General features: G+C 70.2%; 16 protein-coding genes. 3 read left to right on the plus strand and 13 right to left on the minus strand.

From position 1 onward, the window contains the following. The first annotated feature begins 9 nt into the window (after positions 1-9). On the plus strand, positions 10-291 hold the full coding sequence (locus BLU20_RS01365; protein WP_083371298.1) for a DUF427 domain-containing protein: 282 nt from the start codon (positions 10-12) through the stop codon (positions 289-291). 163 nt (positions 292-454) lie between these two features. After that, positions 455-2,575 (plus strand): glycosyl hydrolase family 28-related protein, encoded by a 2,121-nt coding sequence (locus BLU20_RS01370; RefSeq protein WP_083371299.1) that lies wholly within the window; start codon positions 455-457, stop codon positions 2,573-2,575. 42 nt (positions 2,576-2,617) lie between these two features. On the opposite strand, the gene BLU20_RS01375 is transcribed toward BLU20_RS01370, so the two are convergent. The 4 genes from BLU20_RS01375 to BLU20_RS01390 all read right to left on the minus strand — a co-directional run bounded on the left by BLU20_RS01375 (position 2,618) and on the right by BLU20_RS01390 (position 4,801). After that, the gene (locus BLU20_RS01375; RefSeq protein WP_331713062.1) at positions 2,618-3,334 is read right to left on the minus strand and encodes a phosphatase PAP2 family protein; all 717 of its coding nucleotides are present in this window, start codon (positions 3,332-3,334) and stop codon (positions 2,618-2,620) included. 45 nt (positions 3,335-3,379) lie between these two features. Then, on the minus strand, positions 3,380-4,054 hold the full coding sequence (gene pnuC / locus BLU20_RS01380) for a nicotinamide riboside transporter PnuC (RefSeq protein WP_083371300.1): 675 nt from the start codon (positions 4,052-4,054) through the stop codon (positions 3,380-3,382). Between the two features lie 76 nt (positions 4,055-4,130). After that, a complete protein-coding gene (locus tag BLU20_RS01385; RefSeq protein ID WP_083371301.1) occupies positions 4,131-4,526 on the minus strand; it encodes a type II toxin-antitoxin system VapC family toxin in 396 nt (131 codons plus the stop codon). After that, entirely contained in the window at positions 4,523-4,801 is a 279-nt protein-coding gene (locus tag BLU20_RS01390; RefSeq protein ID WP_029251662.1) for a type II toxin-antitoxin system VapB family antitoxin, read from the minus strand. Before BLU20_RS01390 ends, BLU20_RS01385 begins: the two co-directional genes overlap by 4 nt. Positions 4,802-4,955: 154 nt before the next feature. Between BLU20_RS01390 and BLU20_RS13870 the strand changes: the two genes are divergently transcribed. Further along, entirely contained in the window at positions 4,956-5,255 is a 300-nt protein-coding gene (locus tag BLU20_RS13870; protein ID WP_043109085.1) for a WhiB family transcriptional regulator, read from the plus strand. 162 nt (positions 5,256-5,417) lie between these two features. Here the strand turns inward: BLU20_RS13870 and BLU20_RS01400 are convergent, their stop codons facing one another. The 9 genes from BLU20_RS01400 to BLU20_RS01440 form a co-directional block, all read right to left on the minus strand. After that, the gene (locus BLU20_RS01400; protein ID WP_083371303.1) at positions 5,418-6,404 is read right to left on the minus strand and encodes an acetylxylan esterase; all 987 of its coding nucleotides are present in this window, start codon (positions 6,402-6,404) and stop codon (positions 5,418-5,420) included. Next, positions 6,404-7,372 (minus strand): glycoside hydrolase family 113, encoded by a 969-nt coding sequence (locus BLU20_RS01405; RefSeq protein WP_331713063.1) that lies wholly within the window; start codon positions 7,370-7,372, stop codon positions 6,404-6,406. The genes BLU20_RS01400 and BLU20_RS01405 overlap by 1 nt, the downstream gene beginning before the upstream one ends. Further along, the gene (locus BLU20_RS01410; RefSeq protein WP_083371304.1) at positions 7,369-9,921 is read right to left on the minus strand and encodes a glycoside hydrolase family 2 protein; all 2,553 of its coding nucleotides are present in this window, start codon (positions 9,919-9,921) and stop codon (positions 7,369-7,371) included. The genes BLU20_RS01405 and BLU20_RS01410 overlap by 4 nt, the downstream gene beginning before the upstream one ends. Beyond that, on the minus strand, positions 9,918-10,841 hold the full coding sequence (locus tag BLU20_RS01415; RefSeq protein ID WP_029251658.1) for a carbohydrate ABC transporter permease: 924 nt from the start codon (positions 10,839-10,841) through the stop codon (positions 9,918-9,920). The genes BLU20_RS01410 and BLU20_RS01415 overlap by 4 nt, the downstream gene beginning before the upstream one ends. Further along, entirely contained in the window at positions 10,838-11,788 is a 951-nt protein-coding gene (locus BLU20_RS01420; RefSeq protein ID WP_155990580.1) for a carbohydrate ABC transporter permease, read from the minus strand. The genes BLU20_RS01415 and BLU20_RS01420 overlap by 4 nt, the downstream gene beginning before the upstream one ends. Before the next feature lie 70 nt (positions 11,789-11,858). Next, positions 11,859-13,172, minus strand: coding sequence for an ABC transporter substrate-binding protein (locus BLU20_RS01425; RefSeq protein WP_231959252.1), 1,314 nt, complete (start codon positions 13,170-13,172; stop codon positions 11,859-11,861). A 292-nt stretch (positions 13,173-13,464) separates the two neighbouring features. Continuing rightward, positions 13,465-14,481 carry a LacI family DNA-binding transcriptional regulator gene (locus BLU20_RS01430; RefSeq protein WP_083371305.1) on the minus strand — a complete coding sequence of 339 codons (1,017 nt, stop codon included), beginning with the start codon at positions 14,479-14,481 and terminating at the stop codon, positions 13,465-13,467. A gap of 84 nt (positions 14,482-14,565) precedes the next feature. Then, positions 14,566-15,465 (minus strand): PfkB family carbohydrate kinase, encoded by a 900-nt coding sequence (locus BLU20_RS01435; protein WP_083371306.1) that lies wholly within the window; start codon positions 15,463-15,465, stop codon positions 14,566-14,568. Further along, positions 15,462-16,703, minus strand: coding sequence for an AGE family epimerase/isomerase (locus tag BLU20_RS01440; RefSeq protein ID WP_083371307.1), 1,242 nt, complete (start codon positions 16,701-16,703; stop codon positions 15,462-15,464). The genes BLU20_RS01435 and BLU20_RS01440 overlap by 4 nt, the downstream gene beginning before the upstream one ends. Positions 16,704-16,729 lie beyond the last annotated feature (26 nt).

Consider the following 16,729-nt stretch of genomic DNA (forward strand, 5'->3'; position numbering starts at 1 on the left):
AGCACCGTGATGCGAGCGATCTGGAACGACGTCGTCGTCGCCGAGAGCGAGGCCACCGTTGTCGTCGAGGGAAACCACTACTTTCCGCCCGAGGCCGTGCGCTGGGACCTGCTGGAGTCGTCGAGCACCCGGACGACGTGCCCGTGGAAGGGCGAGGCACACTACTGGAGCCTCGCAGGAGCGGGCCCCGACGGCGTCGACAGCGTCTGGGCGTACCCGGAGCCGAAGGACGCCGCGGCGGAGATCTCCGGCCATGCCGCCTTCGGGAGCGGATTTCGCGTCATGGCATAGCACAGCGCCTGCTGGCAACTTGCGCAAACAACGCAAGAACAAGACGCAATGATGCATAAACTCGCCTTTTGCTCTTGTGGTGGCTCGCGAAGCGGCCTACGGTCAGTGAGGCGCAGGGCAACGACGCCGTGCGCCTCACTCCCGGAAGGACGACGAGTCGACGATGAGACGCACCGACAGCCCAAGGCCCGCGCCGACGAGCGCGCCGCAGTACCGCGTCACCCCACTGGTCCGAGCAGCCGCAGCGCTCGGCGCCTGCACGCTCCTCCTCACCGCGGGGGCAGCCAGTTCTGCGGCGCACCGCGACAGTGACAGTGAGAGCGTCGCCCCGGTTCTGACCCGCGCAGGGCTCGACCCCGCACTTGTCGAGGGCCGAGGAGCCGATGTCGCGTTTCTTGAGCAGGAGGCAGAGAACTCGACGACGGACGGGACCGTCATCTCGTCCCGCCAGGCCTACGATCTCGCCGCGGAGGCCTCGGGCCGATCGGCGGTCCAGCTCGAGCCGGGTCAGTTCGTGGAGTTCACACTCCCTGCCGAGACCAACGCCATCACCGTCCGGTACTCCGTTCCTGATGCGCCCGAGGGTGGGGGTATCACGTCCCGGCTGAACGTTCGGGTCGACGGCGGCCACCTGCAGAAGATGGACCTCACGTCCGAGTACTCGTGGCTCTACAACCAGTATCAGTTCACCAACGACCCGAACGCCCAGCTTCTGCACCCGGAATGGTGGACGGTCGAGTGCGACGGCCCGCTGGGAGCCGAAGGATGTGACCGGGAGTCCCGGGAGATCACGACTCCGTTCCGCCCCATGCACTTTTACGACGAGCAGCGCATGCTCCTGAGACGTACCTACGAGGCAGGGTCGGTCGTCCGGCTCGAGGTCCCGAAGAACGCGACGGCCGACCTCACGACGATCGATCTGCTCGACACCGAGCTGGTCGCTCCGCCCCATGTCGAGGCCCGTGGCGTGAACGTCCTCCACTTCGGCGCCGACCCCCGTGGCAAGAAGGACTCGGCGCCCGCGATGGACGCCGCGATCGCCAGGGCAAAGTCGCACGGCCGCCCGGTCTACGTCCCGCCGGGGCACTACCGCGTCGACCGGCACATCCTCGTCGACGACGTGACGATCGTCGGAGCGGGGAACTGGTACACGAGCTTTGAGGGCTCAGAGGTCGAGCTCGACGAGCCGACCGAGGACGGCTCGGTCCACACCGGGGTCGGGTTCTACGGCAGGTGGGCCGAAGACGGTGGCAGCTCGAACGTCCATCTCTCCGGATTCGCGATCCGTGGCGACGTCCGAGAGCGCATCGACACCGATCAGGTGAACGGAATCGGCGGGGCCTTCTCTGACTCATCCTTCGAAGACCTGTACATCCAGCACACCAAGGTCGGGCTGTGGCTGGACGGGCCGATGGACGGCGTCACGATCCGCGACAACATCATCGTCGACCAGATCGCAGACGGCATGAACTTCCACCTCGGCGTCACGAACTCGGAGGCCAGCAACAACTTCTTCCGGAACACGGGCGACGACGCGATGGCCATGTGGTCGGATGCCGGCGGCGACCTCGACGACCCGGGTCCGCAGAACGAGGGCAACACGTTCCGGAAGAACACCGTCCAGACGCCGACGCTCGCCAACGGGATCGCGATCTACGGCGGGAAGGACATCACGGTCGAGAGGAACCTCGTCGCCGATCCCTTGCGCGAGGGCAGCGCCCTCCATGCTGGCGCACGGTTCGGCGCGACAGCGTTCGACGGAACGATCGCGTTCACGGACAACACGACCGTCCGTGGCGGGGTCGAGGACCTGAACTGGCAGTTCGGGCTCGGCTCGCTCTGGATCTATGCACTCGACCAGAGCATCGACGCCGACATCCAGGTTACGGGCGACCACTATCTCGACAGTGCCTACAACGCAATCCTGCTGATCACGGACTGGGAGCACAAGGATGCCAACGTGATCGAAGGCGTCTCGTTCCGGGACGTGCGGGTGGACGGCACCGGGACGTCAGTGGTCAGCGCACGGGTCCGCGGGTCAGCGTCGTTCGAGAACGTCGACGCGCGCAACGTGGGCTGGGCAGGGGTCAACAACTGCGGAGAATTCGGCTTCCCTGCAGCCGGCTCGGAGTTCTCCCTCGAGGACCTCGGCGGGAACGACGGCGCGACGATCACCCCGTGGGGCGACGGGCCGGCGAACTGGCTCGGCCGCTACACCCCCAACGTGATCAGCTGCAACGACCGGCCCGAGGTCGTCCCACCCCCTGCCCCGTCTGCCTGGTGACGTCACCGTGGTGTGCGGCCGCGCGCCGCACACCACGGCTGGTCAGCGCGCGATCGTCCGCCCGTCCCCGGCGGCGTCACGCCGCAGATACCCCCAGGCCAGCACCATGCAGACGACGCCGTTGACCATGCCGAAGAGGACGTCCGTCAGCGAGTGCAGCCCGCGGTACAGACGGGCGACGCCCACCAGCACGGGCACCAGGAGGCACAGCACGGAGACAGTGGTCCGCAGCGCCGGGTTGCCGATCCGCTGCGCGAACATCATCAGGGTCAGGTAGAAGGCGAACGAGGCGCCCGTGTGGCCGCTCGGGAAGCTCGACGTCGGCGGCACGTCGTCGAGCTTCTCGACCTCGGGGCGCTCACGCCCGACCACGAGTGACGAGGACAGGAAGATCGCCGCCTGGATCGCGACGGCAAGCGCCGGCACGACGGCGAGCCACCACTGCCGCGTCCTCCACAGGATGAGGACGACGGCGACGGTCGTGCCGCCGATGATGAACTCCGTCGTGCCGATCTGCGAGAAGACGGACGTGAACGTGTCCAGCCACGGCACGCGGTGGTCGACGAACCAGTCGTTGACACCCTGCTCCCCCGGCAGGTCGTCGAGCGGGCCGGTGATCAGGAACCCTGCCCCCACGATGACGAGCCACAGCCCGACGGCGGGCAGGAGCGCACGTACGGCGAGGTCGCGAGCGGCCTCCCGCACCGTGGGCGCGCTCTGGTCGATCTCGTACCTGTGGACAAACGACGTCACGGACATCCCGGGAGATTAGACCGGACGGGCAGAACTCGCCCGTCGCAGGCGTCAACCGCCCAGGGTCTCGATCTCCGGCGAGTCCACCCCGGGACCCCGCCGCTGCACGCGACGCCACACGAAGAAGCCCACCAGCGTGAACGCGCCGTAGAAGACGTACATGAAAGCGGACGCGTAGTACCCGGCGGAGACGAGGAGAGGAACCCCGACGAGGTCGACCGCGACCCAGATCAGCCAGAACTCCGTCCACCCGCGCGCCATGCCGTAGGTCGCGAGCATCGAGCCGACGAAGATCCAGGCGTCGGCCCAGACGGGCTCGAACGAGCCGAGCGCACGGAAGATCGGCGTGAGCAGCACCGTCCCGGCGACCAGCGCGACGATCAGCCCGGTGCGCTGCCGGGCGGACGCCCAGCGCGGGGTCACGGCGGGAGCGTCCCCGCGGGTGCGCCACTGCCTCCACCCGTAGACCGAGACGGCGATGAACATGACCTGCCGCCCGGCCTGCCCCAGCAGGTTCACCGGGTTCGGGGTGTCGAAGACGGCGCCCATGAAGACGGTGAAGAGCAGCAGGTTGCCGGCGATCCCAACGGGCCAGGCCCAGACCTTGCGACGCATTCCGCCGAGGGCCGAGGCAAGACCGAAGACGTTGCCGACGATCTCGCGCCAGAGGATCGTCTGGTCACCGATGACGAGCTGGGCGTCGAACAACCAGCGAATGGCGTCCACGGATGCGGTCTCCTCGTTCCCTCACTGCCGCGGGGTGCGGCCGCACGCGTAACGCGGCGGAGGCCAAGATACTTCCTCAGCCCACGAGCGCCGGGGTGAGATCCGTGTGCGAGAAGTCGTCACCGACGAACAACAGCGGTTCACCACGGTCCGACGCGAGCGCGTACGCGTAGCAGTCCCCGAGGTTGAGCCGTGCAGCGTGTCCGCTCCCCCGCCCGAAGTCGCGGTAGGCCCCGCGCGCGATCTCGGCCTGGACCGCGTCGAACGGGACGATCTCGATCTCCCAGAGCTCCATCAACGCGTCAAGACGGCGACGTTGCTGCGGCGGGAGGCGACCACCGACGACGGCACCGAGCTCGACGAGCGTGGCCGCGGACATCGCCGACGTCTCCGTGAGGAGCAGCTCGGCGATCGCCGGTGCCGCAGGTTCGTCGAGCAGCACCGCGACGATCGCGGAGGTGTCGACGATCATGCCGGCAGGCCCGACTCGTCGAACAGATCACCGTCGGCGACGCGCAACGCCGCACGGTCCGCATCCGTCAGATCGGCCCGAAGGCTCGCGATAAGGGCGCCTGCCCGGCGTCGTCGCGCGTCGGCGGCCTCGTCCGACCGCTCTCGCTCTGCGAGCACGGCCTCCAGCTGCCGCCGCACCGCACCCTCCACGGCGCTCGTCTGGGACGTGCCGGTGAGCTCTGCGAGCTGTCGGACGAGCGCGTGCGTCCGTTCGTTCTTGATGTTCAGGCTCATACCCGCTCACGATACCCGGCTTCCACCGTGGACGTCAGACCGTCTACCCCGGGTAGACATGACGCTCTATCCCTCGCGTCCCGACGACGCGAGTCTCCGGTCTGCATCCGATCGCCCCCTTCGCTCCGAACTACCGGTAACCGAAGGAGGCACCATGTTCATCGACGAGAAGCGGGACGTCGACCTCGCCGACCTGATCGACGCCATCGACGCCACGGAGGGCAGCGGCGACCGGATCCCCTGCCGGAGCGGGTCGGTCGCGGCGACGGCGATCTGGACCTCCGACGACGCCGACGAGCAGCTCGAGGCGGCGTCACGGTGCGAGTCGTGCCCCGTCCTCGCCGAGTGCCGGGCCTACGGCCTCGCCCACGTCCGGGAGAAGGGCGTCTGGGGCGGAATGACGGCGAGTCAGCGCAAGCGGGCGAACCGCCGGCGTCCGCGGTTCGCGGCATAGGGGGTCTCGACAAGCTCGACCGACGTGCGGGCGGGCTCGACCCGCGTCGGAACGGTCTCGACAGGCTGGACCGACGTGCGGGCGGGCTCGACCGACGTGCGGGCGGTCTCGAGGTCTCGACAGGCTCGACCGACGTGCGGGCAGGCTCGACCGACGTGGGGGTCAGCGGGCGTGCTGGTCGGGCCCCACCCACCGGCGCACGGCGGCGAGCTGGCGCGGGAACCGGTGCTGCTGGCCGCCCTCGTGCCCGTTGTAGGGGTAGACGTCGATCTCCTTGGGTCCTGCGTACCGGTTGTACGCCGTGTACACCGTCGACGGCGGGCAGACGGGGTCCATCAGTGCGACGGACATCAGCGCCGGGGCGTCCGCGCGGGTACCAAGGTTGGCCGCGTCCACGTAGGCGAGCGTCGCGAGCGCCTGGGCTGCGCCGTCGCGGTGGACGGACAGCCACTGCCGGAGCTCGCCGTACGGGCGTTCGTCCGTGATCGCGACGGCGCGCTCGAACGCGGCCAGGAACGGCACGTCGGCGAGGACACCGCAGAGTCCACGAGCCAGCCCGGCGACCCCGAGCGCCAGCCCGCCGCCCTGGCTGATGCCCTTGACCACGACGCGCGAGGCGTCGAGGCCCTCGATCTGTGCGACGGCGTCGACGGCGCGCACCCCGTCGGTGACGACCCGGCGGTAGTAGTGCTGCTCGGGCGACTCGAGCCCGCGGGTGAGGTACCCCGGGGTCGCGGGTCCGGAGCCGTGGGGGTCGGGGGTCGCACCCCCGTTGCCCCACGCGCTGCCCTGCCCGCGGGTGTCCATCACGAGGTGCGCGAACCCGGCGGTGGCCCAGAGCGTGTGCTCGTGCGGCATCCCGCGACCACCGCCGTACCCCACGAGCTCGACGATGACGGGCAGGGCGCCCGTGGCACCGGCCGGTCGGGTGAGCCAGGCCCGGACCGGGTCTCCTGCGAACCCGGGGAAGATGACGTCGTCGACCGTCACCGCAGTCAGTCCAGTCTCGACGGGACTGACCTGCACGGCCCCGCCCGCCGCCCGAGAGTCCGCCAGCGTGCGCCGCCAGAAGGCGTCCAGGTCGTCGGGTTCGCGCGTGTCGGCGACGTACGACTCGAGGTCGGCGAGCGGCAGGTCGAGGAACGGCATCAGTCCTCCGGGGTGGCGAGTGCCCTGTACCGGTCGGCGATGACGGCGGCGGCAGGCTTGGCGTACGGACAATAGTCGTCGTCCTGCGCCGCGTCCTGCAAGGAGTACAGCGTGGCGGGCCAGTCCCACAGCACCCAGCCCTGCACCCAGGGGCGTGCGGCCGTCGCGGCGAGCATGTCGGCGTACCACCGCTCCTGCTCGCCGACGTCGGGCTCCCCCACCAGGGTCCAGTCGTTGGGCACCCGTCCCGAGCCGGTGCGGCTCGGGCACCCGGTCTCCATGAAGAAGAACGGCTTGCCCTCGCGCTCCACGACGGCCTCGACCCGGTCGAGCTGGGCCTCCCAGCCGCCCTCGGGGTAGTAGCCGGACGCGCTCATCACGTCGACGGCGTCCCACCAGGTGACGCGGTCCTCCTGATACTTGTCGCAGTTGTACGTGACCAGGCCGGTGTACACCTCGCGCACGGCGGCGACGGTACGGCGCCACTCGTCGTCGTACTTGTCGGAGCGGACCATCTCGCAGCCGACGCAGAACATCTCCGCGCCCTCCTCCTCCGCGATCCGTGCGTGGTGCACGATGAACGCGCGGTAGGAGTCGAACCACTGGCCCCAGGTCGGCTCGTTGGGCACGTCCGGCTCGAGGAATCCGATGTAGGCGCGCCAGGTTCCGTCGGCGACGTTGACGACCGGCTTGAGGCAGACTTTCTGGCCGCGTTCCTTGGCGGCCCGGATCCCCCACCGGACCTCGTCGTCGGTGAGCGTCGGCGCCTCGGTGAACGGGATCTGCGTCGAGTACACCGTCTGCTGCTCGGTGGCGTACGTGACGGCGGTCCAGGTCGTAGCCAGGTCGTCCACCATCGCGGTCATCGACGCCTCGGCGGCCTCGGTCGCCCACGTCCCCCGGACGCCGGGCCATCCCCAGGTCATCCCCAGCACCGGTCCGCCCGGCAGGGGCACGACGGCGGTCACGCGGCACCGCCCACGAGCTGACCGACGTGGCGGAGCACCGTCGGCGCACAGAACGCCTCGGGTGCCGCGTCGCCGGCCCCCGAGACGCGGAACTCCGCAGTCTCGCCGGGCAGGAGCGTCACGAGCGCGCGCTCGACCTCCGCCGACGGCACCACCTTGTCCACGAGCAGCGTGACGTCACGGACGAGGCCGTGGGCGGTCACGCGCACGACGACGTCGCGCCCGTCGCGCTCGGCCGTCGCCTCGAGCGTCCCCGCGGTCGCGTCGCGTGGTTCCACGTGGAACCAGACGTCGCGCGCTCCGTCGAGCGTGGCGACGACGACCTCGGTCGCGGCGTCACCGGCCTCGGCGACCTCGGCCGGGACCTCGACCTGCACGACCCCGCGCGGGCCGACGTCGACCGCGACCGTCTTCTCCGCGAGGACGTCACCGGCACCGGCGGCCACGCCACGGACGCGACGCAGGCGGAGCTCGCCGCCCCACGCCTCGTCGGTGTCGTTGTGCAGCACCACGGCGAGCGAGCCGGTGCCGTGACCGCCGTCCGCGGAGCGCGGCTGGACGGTCACCAGCCGGTCGGCATAGGCCTGGCGCAGCGCGTGCAACAGGGGCTTGGCGTGCCCGTCGCCGTCGACCGCCGCCCAGGAGACGACGGGCCAGCAGTCGTTGAGCTGCCAGACGACGGAGCCCGTGCAGCGCTCGCCGAACGACCGCAGGTGCGTGATCGCCGTGCGGATCGCGACCGCCTGGTTCCAGGACATCGCCCAGTGCCAGTCGTCCATGTCGTCCGGCATCGGGACATGCGCGACGAGCCCGTCGGTGAGCTTGTCGTTGCCGGTCATCGCCTTCTGGTGCACCTGCATGCCCGGGGACTCGGGGGTGAGCGGGTCGTCCGAGATCGACCGCGTCAGGGTCGACCACGTGGGCGGCCCCTGCCACCCGAACTCCGCCATGAACCGCGGGACGAGATCGCGGTAGTGCGGCCAGTCGAGCCGGTTCCACAGCTCCCACGAGTGCATCGAGCCATGGTCGACGTCGTTGGGGTGCACGTCGAGCGAGCCGGACCACGGGGACGACGGGGTGTACGGGCGGTGCGGGTCCAGCTCGCCGAGGATCGCGGGGATCAGGTCGGTGTAGTACCCGAGGCCCCAGGTCCGGCCGTCCAGGCGCGCGGGCCAGCCCCAGTCGTGCCAGCCCCAGATGTTCTCGTTGCTGCCGTTCCAGAGCACGAGGGAGGCGTGGTGCGCCAGGCGCGTCACGTTCTCGCGGACCTCTGCCTCGACCTCCGAGCGAAGCGGGTCCTCCTCGGCGTACGCCGCGCAGGCGAAGAGGAAGTCCTGCCACGTGAGCATGCCGCGCTCGTCGCAGAGCTCGTAGAAGTCGTCAGCCTCGTAGATGCCGCCGCCCCAGACCCGGAGCAGGTTCATGTTGGCGGACTCCGCCTGGGCGATCCGCGCGGCGTAGCGCTCGCGGGTGACGCGGTGCGGGAAGGCGTCGTCCGGGATCCAGTTGGCGCCCTTGACCCAGATCGTGCGCCCGTTGACGACGACGTCGAAGCTCGTCCCCTCGGCGTCCGGCTCCATCCGGAGGCCGACCTCGCGGAAGCCCAGCCGCCCGGCCCACTCGTCCCGATCAGCCTCTGTACGGATCGACACCACGGCGTCGTACAACGGCTGCTCGCCGTATCCGCGCGGCCACCACAGCTCGGCCTGCGGCACCTCGACGCGCACGACGGCGCACGACTCCCCGGCCGGGACGGTCACCGTGGTCGCGGCCTCACCCACCCGGGCGACGACGTCGAGCGCCTCGGTGGACGACTGCGCACGCTCGATCTCGACGTGGACCTCGACGACGCCGTCACCCCGGGCGCCCGCACGGGCACCGTCGGGGACGTCGACCGTGACCACCGGGCGCACCGAGGCGAGACGCGCCGTCGACCAGGACTCGATCGCGACGGGCTTCCACAGGCCGCTCGTCGCCGTGTCGATCCCCCAGTCCCACCCGAAGCTGCACGCCATCTTGCGGATCGCGTTGAACGGGTGGTGGTTGACCTGCGGCCGGTAGCCCAGCGCCAGGGACTGGGCGTCGGCGTAGCGGACGGCCGAGGCGAACGTGACGACCAGCCGGTTCTCGCCGTCGTGCAGGTGCTCGCCCACGTCCACCCGGTAGCTGCGGTGCATGTTGCGCGGCTCGGCGACGACGACCCCGTTGACCTCGACGGTCGCGACGGTGTCGACCCCCTCGAGCACCAGGTCGTGACGGTCCTGCCCGCCGGCCGTCCACTCGAAGGTCGTCTCGTAGCGCCAGTCGCTGTGCGCGATCCACTTCTGCGCCGACTCGTTGTCGTCCAGGTACGGGTCGGCGATCACGCCGGCCGCGAGCAGGTCGGTGTGCACGCTGCCGGGGACCGTCGCAGGGACCGGGTCGGTGACCCGGCCCAGGGCGGGCCCGGCGACCGGGGTGACGGTCCACCCCGTGGTCAGGTCGTGACGCAGGACGCCGGTCGGACGGGTGGTCGTGTGCGCCGCCGTCGGCGCCGTCGTGCTCGTCACTTGGTAGCTCCTGAGGTCATGCCGTTGTAGATGTGCCGCTGAAGTACGAGGAACGCGATGAGCGTCGGGATGATGACGATCATGGCACCGGCCGCGATGACTTCCCACTGCGCACCGAACGGGCCCTTGAACCGGAACAGGGACGTCGAGATGACGCCGAGGTCGCGGGAGGGCATGTAGAGGAAGGGGATGTAGAACTCGTTGTAGATGGCCAGGCCCTTGATGATCACGACCGTGGCGATCGCCGGCTTCAGCAGCGGGAAGACGATGCGCGCGTAGATCGAGAAGCGGTTGGCGCCGTCGAGCATCGCCGCCTCGTCCAACGACCGCGGGATCGACCGCATGAACTGCAGGAAGATGTAGATCGAGACGATGTCCGTGCCCATGAACAGGACGATCGCGGCGCCACGGGTGTTGAAGAGCCCGAGGGCGTTGATCACCTGGAAGGTCGCAACCTGCGTCGTCACGGCCGGCACCAGGGTGGCGAGCAGGAAGCCGAGCAGCACGAGCTTGCGGCCTCGGAAGTCGAACCGGTCGAGCGCGTAGGCGGTCATCGACCCGATGACGACCGTGCCCGTGACGGCGACGACCAGGATGATCGAGGTGTTGACGAACCCGGTCAGCATCCCGCCCTTGACGAAGGCCGTGACGAAGTTGTCGAAGTTCAGCCAGTTCGACGGCGCGTCCAGCGGCGAGGTGGTGGCGAACTCCTCGGGCGTCTTGAACGCTGCCATGAGAACGGTGACGAGAGGGATCAGGGCGACCGCGACGGCGACGAAGAGACTCGCGTACTTGGCCGCGGCCCCGATCGGTCCCAGCAGGGGTGAGGCGGCGCGGATCTGGCGTCGCGCACCGATCCGGGCGGACTCCCAGCGGCTCGGGGCAGCCACGGGACGTGGCCTCGTGTGCAGGGCGGTCATGATGTCAGGTCCACCTTGTCGTCGGGGAAGATCGTGCGCTGCAGCCACGTGAACGCCAGCACGATGAAGAGGAGGACGACAGCCATCGCGGAGGCGAGCCCGACCTTGGAGAAGGTGAAGGCTGTCGTGACGGTCTTGATCACGAAGGTCTCGGTGCCGTTGGCGCCGCCGGTCATGATGTAGGGGATCTCGAAGACGCTCAGTGCGCCAGAGATCGCCAGGATCACGGAGAGCCCGACGATCTGCCGGATGCCCGGCAGGATGATGCTGCGGAACTTGTCCCAGCTGCCGGCACCGTCGAGCTCTGCGGCCTCGTAGAGCTCCTCGGGGATCGACTGGATCGCGCCGAGGAACAGGACGAAGTTCAGGCCCATGTAGCGCCAGACCGACGTCGAGGCGAGCGACACGTTCACGATGTCGGGGTTGCCGAGCCACTGCGGCGGCTCGTTCACGCCGACGAGCGAGAGCAGGGCGTCGAGCGTGCCGTCCGGCCGGAAGAAGTACAGGAAGACGAGCCCGATCGCGACGCCGTTGAGCAGGTACGGGAAGAAGAGGATGCCCTTGAAGAAGTTCTTGAACCACGTCGAGAAGCTGAGGATCGTGGCGAAGTAGAGCGCGAGGGCGAGCTGGACGAACGCGCCGAGCACGTAGTAGAGGCTGACGAAGAAGACCTGGAAGATCTCCGGCCGCGTGAAGATCTCGACGTAGTTCGTCCACCCGACAGGCTCTTTGACGGGGTCCAGGCCGTCCCAGTTCGTGAAGCTGTACCAGACCATGTTGGTCACCGGCACGTAGGTGAACAGCACGAGCAGGACGACCGGCGCGACGAGGAACAGCCACGGGGTCAAGACCTGACGCGGCTTGCGGGCGCCACGCCTGCGGGGCTGGAGCCCTCGGCGGTTGGTTCCCTGCCGCATCCGCACGTCGGCACCGGTCGACACTGACATCAGTGGTCCTTTCACGAAGGGTGGGTGGCCCCCGGATGCTGCGGGGGCCACCCGTGGTCGGAGCGGAAGGTCAGCCGACCTCGGCGCGTGCTGCCGACCAGCGCTCGTTGAGGCTGTCGAAGTACGAGGCCTTGTCGCCGTCGGCGGCACCGCGGGCGGTGTCGATCATCTTCTGGCGGTAGACGTTGCCCCACAGGTCGATCTCGGCCGTGTCGTAGATGTCCGAGAGCGCGGTCTCCTCGCCGGCCGGGGCCGGGTCGATCTCGACGAACTCGACACCGAGCGACTCGAACTCGGAGAGCGTGGACGGCAGCTCGCCCTCGACGGTCGGCGCGAGGCCGCCCTGCGACTCGGCGTAGCCGGACTCCTGGGCGAACCAGTCGACCCAGGCGCGCGCAGCCTCGGGGTTCTCCGAGTACTTGCTGACGGCGTTCTTGTAGTCGCCGCCGATCGTGGAGTGGAACGACCCGTCGACCTGGAACGGCATCGGCCAGTAGGCGATGTCGTCGGGACTGCCGCCGGCGGCCTCGGCCGCGTCCTGGACCTGGGTCACGGCCCAGGATCCGAGCACCATCGTGGCGACCTCGCCGGAGCCCAGCAGGGTCTTCGACTCCTCCCAGTTGGTGGTGGTCGGGTCGTCCTCGCTCAGGCCGGCGTCCACGACGTCGTAGAGCAGCGAGTCGATCGCGTACTGCTCCTCACCCTCCGTCCAGGGTTCGTCCGTGTCGGCGAGGATCTGCTCGGTCTCGGGGCCCGCGATCACGCCGCGGTTGCCCTGCCACTGGCTGAGCGGCCAGCCGTCCGCGTAGTTGGTGTAGTACGGGGTCGCGTCGGTGGAGTCGGCGATCGCCTGGAGCGCGTCGACGAACTCCTCGGGCGTGGTCGGGGCCTCGGTGATCCCGGCCTCCTCCCACACCTTCTTGTTGATGACGTAGCCCTGGGCGTTGCCGGTGATGGCGACGCCGTAGGCCTGGTCCTCATAGGCCTGCTCGGAGACGAACCGGTAGGTCTCGGAGACCTCGTCCACGCTGCCGAGGGGCGCGAAGAAGTTCGGGAGCTGGTCCTTGCTGACCGTGTTCGGGATCAGCAGGACGTCACCGAAGTCCTGCGTGTTGAGGCGGATCGAGACGTCACCCTCGTAGTCCGTGATGCCCTCGAACTCGACGTTGACGTCCGGGTACTCGGACTCGAACGTGTTCTTGTAGTCCTGGAACGTCGTGTCGATCAGGTCGGTGCGGTTGGTCAGGACCGTGATGTCGCCGCTGATCGCGCCGTCGCCGCTCTCCGCTGCGTCGTCACCGCTGTCGCTGCCGCTGCTGCAGGCCGTGAGCGCCATCGCGAGCACGCCTGCGGCTGCGAAGCCGGCACTGTGCTTGAGCTTCATTTCCATGTCTCCTGTCGTCATTGACTGAACGAAGCGGTTAAGTGATCCACAACGCATCGCTGCGACCGTAGATTTGCCCTCGGCACGGAAGATTCCCGGCCTGCCCGCCGAGCCTGACCATGATCGCCAGGCTGTGTTGCTGATCATCAGTTAACCGCTTAAGTGAACGTGTGTCAACGTTGTCAGGTCACGATCCAGCATCGGTGCAGGCGCGAGAGCCCGGCACAGGACCGCCGGTGGCGAAAACCGGAAGGGCCGGGTGGCCGCCGGCCTCTGCCCGCCCCTCCGACCGCTAGGCGCGGACCGGGCTCGTGGTGCCCCGAGGGCGCAGCGTCGGCGTGGAGTCCAGGAAGCTGCCGCCCCGGACGCCGTCGATCCGGTCGAAGAGCCGCCGGGCGACGTGCGCCCCGAAACTGGTCACGTCGTGGCTGAGCGCGGACAGCGGAGGGTAGGTGGCCTGGCACAACGGCGAGTCGTCCCACGCGATGATCGAGAGGTCCTCCGGGACCCGCACGCCGAGCTCGGCCGCGACCCCCATCGCGGCCAGCGCCATCACGTCGTTGTCGTAGACGACGGCCGTCGGCCGGTCGACCGACGTCAGCAGACGGCGTGTCGCGTCGGCACCGGACCCCGTGGTGTAGTCGGTCCGCTCGAGCGGCCCCTCGATGCCCAACGACTCGACCTCCTCGCGGAACGCGACGTCGCGGATGTGGGTGTGGCCCAGCTCCTGGAGGCCTCCGACGCGGGCGATCCGACGGTGACCGGCCGCATACAGGTACCGCACCGACTCACGGACCGCCGCCGCGTCGTCCGTCCACACGTTCGGCAGGTCGCCAGCGAGGGACGAGTCGCCGACGACGACGGCTGGCAGCGCGTCCGGCCGGCTCAGCACCTCGATGCGCGGGTCGTCCTGGCGCGGGTCCACGAGGACGACGCCGTCGACGCGCCGGGCAGCGCGCCAGCGGCGGTACGTCTCGAGCTCGGCCTCGAGATCGGGGACCACCTGCAGGAGCAGCGCGTACGAGCGCGGCGCGAACTCGGACTCGATCCCGGCGATGAACTGCATATAGAACGACTCGACCCCGAGCGTGCTGGGATGCCGCGCCAGCACCAGCCCGACCGTCTGCGTCGGCGCTCCGGACAGCGAGCGCGCGGCCGAGCTCGGCTCCCAGCCGAGCTGGTTCGCGACGGCGACGACGCGGGCCCGGGTCTCCTCCGAGACGCCCGGACGCCCGTTCAGCGCGTACGACACCGCACCCGTGGAGACTCCTGCCTCCCGGGCGATGTCCGCGATGGTGATGCGCCGCACGTGAACTCCCTCGTCGACCCGGCGTGGCCCCGGTAGACCGAGGGTACTGGCACCGATTCGCTCGGCGCTTGTCACGGTCCGGCGTCAGCGCACGGCGCGGCCGAGCTCGGCGCGCCGCGGCGGGTTCGCCCCGGCGCGCGAGACGGTCACGGCCGCGGCTGCCGCCGCATGCGTGCAGACCGCGACGATCTCGGCGTCGGGGGCGGCCCGTAGCGCGTCGACGGTGGTGAGGTCGAGCTCGACCAGGCCGTCGAGGAGTGCGCCCGTGTACGTGTCGCCGGCCCCGACCGTGTCCACGACGTCGACCCGCGGGACGGGGACGCGGGCGGCCTCGGTCCCGGCACGGAAGATCACCGAGCCGTCGCCGCCGGCGGTCATGACGACCACCGCCGGGCCGATCGTCGACCAGCGGGCCGCGACGTCGGCGGGTGCCTCGTCGGGGCGCAGCCAGGCAAGGTCCTCGTCGCTGACCTTGACGATCCCGGAGAGCGCGACGATCTCCTCGACCCGCGCGCAGGCCGCCGCCCGGTCGGGGGTGATCGTCGGACGTGCGTTCGGGTCGTAGGACACAAGGCCAGGCGCCGACCGCACGGCGTCCAGGACCGCCGACGCCCCCGGCTCGAGCAGGGCAGCGATCGACCCGACGTGCAGCACGTCGCCCGCGGGCACGACGCCCGCCCCGAGGTCCCAGGCGAGGTCGAAGTCGTAGGTCGCCGCGCCGTCGGCGTCGAGGTGGGCGCGGGCGGTCGAGGTGCGCCCGACCGGCGTCGCCAGGACCTCCACGTCCGACTCCCCCAGCCATGCGCGGACGGTCCGGCCCCGCTCGTCGTCGCCCAGGCAGGTCGCCAGGCGCGGAGACCGGCCGAGGCGACCGAGGGTGATCGCGACGTTGGCAGGGCTGCCGCCCGGCAGCTCCTCGACGGAACCGTCGGTGCGGTGGACGACGTCGACCAGCGCCTCGCCGACCACGACGACGCGGGTCATCGGCCCGCCTCCGCGGTACGCGCACCGATCAGGCCGTCGCGCGCAGCGACCGCGAGCCCGGGGCTGAGCGGGGCCACGGGCAGCAGCGTCGACTGGACCGCGTGGTACAGGTCGGGCTTGCCGGGCCACACGGTGGCGACAGGCGAGTTCGCGGGGTCGAGCTGGTGGTGCCACGAGCCGTTCTCGCGGTCGACGAGCGTGTCGGCGATGTTGTCCCACCACGTCGCGTACGCCTGGGCGTAGTGCTCCTCACCCGTGCGCGTGTGCAGCGTCGCCGCTGCCGCGGCGGCCTCGGCCGCGACCCAGTGCATCCGGTCGCGGACCACCGGCGCGCCCTCCCAGTCGGTGGTGTAGACGAAGCCCTCGGCGCCGTCGACGGACCAGCCGTCGTGCTGCGCGCGGTCGAAGAGGTTGCGGGCAGCGGGCAACAGCTCGTCCGTCCCCAGGCTCGCGTCGATGTGGAGGAAGAGCCGCGACCACTCGAACCCGTGGCCGACCGTGGCGCCGAAGGGCTTGAACGGGTCGTCCGGGCGCTCGCGGTTGAGGTCGAGCTCCGGGGTCCACGCGGCGTCGTAGTGCTCCGGGATCCGCCACTCGTGCGCGGCGGCGTTCTCCGCCACCCGCCGGGCGATGCGCCGGGCGCGGGCGTACCAGGCGCGGTCGCCGGTGACGTCCCCTGCGGCGAGCATCGCCTCGACCGCGTGCATGTTGCCGTTGACGCCTCGGTACCCGTCGAGCTCGGTGAAGGTGCGGTCCCACGCGTCGACGCACATCCCTGCGTCCTCGTCCCAGAACCGCTCGAGGAAGACGGCGGTGGCCTCGTCGAGCAGCTCCTGGCCGCCGGACAACCCGGCGGCCGTCGCGGTGGACGCCGCGAGCACGACGAACGCGTGCTGGTAGCACTGCTTGGAGTCGTCGACCGGCGTGCCGTCGGCGTCGACGTGGGCGAGCCACCCGCCGTGCTCCCCGTCGCGCAGGAGGCCGGTCAGGCCCGCGAGCGCCCCGCGGGCGATCCGCGCGCTGCCGGGCACTCCGAGCATCGCGCCCAGTCCGAACGTGTGGACGGTGCGGGCCGTGATCCAGGTCTGGACGCCGCGGTCGAGGGCGGGGACGCCGTGCTCGTCGAGCCACGCGGCCCCGCCCGCCGGGGCGACGACGTCGCGGCCGAACTCCAGCAGGCGCAGGCGCTCGCGGGTCAGCCAGCTGCGGTGGTCGGCCTGGTCGGTCCAAGGGGTCATGCGCGCTCAGGTCCTCACGTGTGTCG

It is taken from the genome of Paraoerskovia marina (assembly GCF_900105445.1).
GTDB classification, from domain to species: Bacteria; Actinomycetota; Actinomycetes; order Actinomycetales; family Cellulomonadaceae; genus Paraoerskovia; species Paraoerskovia marina.

What these genes read in the sequence shown, in the direction of transcription:
- BLU20_RS01435 (WP_083371306.1), bottom strand. Translation starts at nt 15,465, where the DNA reads ATGACCCGCGTCGTCGTGGTCGGCGAGGCGCTGGTCGACGTCGTCCAC.
- BLU20_RS01400 (WP_083371303.1), bottom strand. Translation starts at nt 6,404, where the DNA reads ATGCCGTTCCTCGACCTGCCGCTCGCCGACCTCGAGTCGTACGTCGCC.
- BLU20_RS01370 (WP_083371299.1), top strand. Translation starts at nt 455, where the DNA reads ATGAGACGCACCGACAGCCCAAGGCCCGCGCCGACGAGCGCGCCGCAG.
- BLU20_RS01375 (WP_331713062.1), bottom strand. Translation starts at nt 3,334, where the DNA reads ATGTCCGTGACGTCGTTTGTCCACAGGTACGAGATCGACCAGAGCGCG.
- BLU20_RS01415 (WP_029251658.1), bottom strand. Translation starts at nt 10,841, where the DNA reads ATGACCGCCCTGCACACGAGGCCACGTCCCGTGGCTGCCCCGAGCCGC.
- BLU20_RS01440 (WP_083371307.1), bottom strand. Translation starts at nt 16,703, where the DNA reads ATGACCCCTTGGACCGACCAGGCCGACCACCGCAGCTGGCTGACCCGC.
- BLU20_RS01420 (WP_155990580.1), bottom strand. Translation starts at nt 11,788, where the DNA reads ATGTCAGTGTCGACCGGTGCCGACGTGCGGATGCGGCAGGGAACCAAC.
- BLU20_RS01425 (WP_231959252.1), bottom strand. Translation starts at nt 13,172, where the DNA reads ATGAAGCTCAAGCACAGTGCCGGCTTCGCAGCCGCAGGCGTGCTCGCG.
- BLU20_RS01385 (WP_083371301.1), bottom strand. Translation starts at nt 4,526, where the DNA reads ATGATCGTCGACACCTCCGCGATCGTCGCGGTGCTGCTCGACGAACCT.
- BLU20_RS01390 (WP_029251662.1), bottom strand. Translation starts at nt 4,801, where the DNA reads ATGAGCCTGAACATCAAGAACGAACGGACGCACGCGCTCGTCCGACAG.
- BLU20_RS13870 (WP_043109085.1), top strand. Translation starts at nt 4,956, where the DNA reads ATGTTCATCGACGAGAAGCGGGACGTCGACCTCGCCGACCTGATCGAC.
- BLU20_RS01365 (WP_083371298.1), top strand. Translation starts at nt 10, where the DNA reads ATGCGAGCGATCTGGAACGACGTCGTCGTCGCCGAGAGCGAGGCCACC.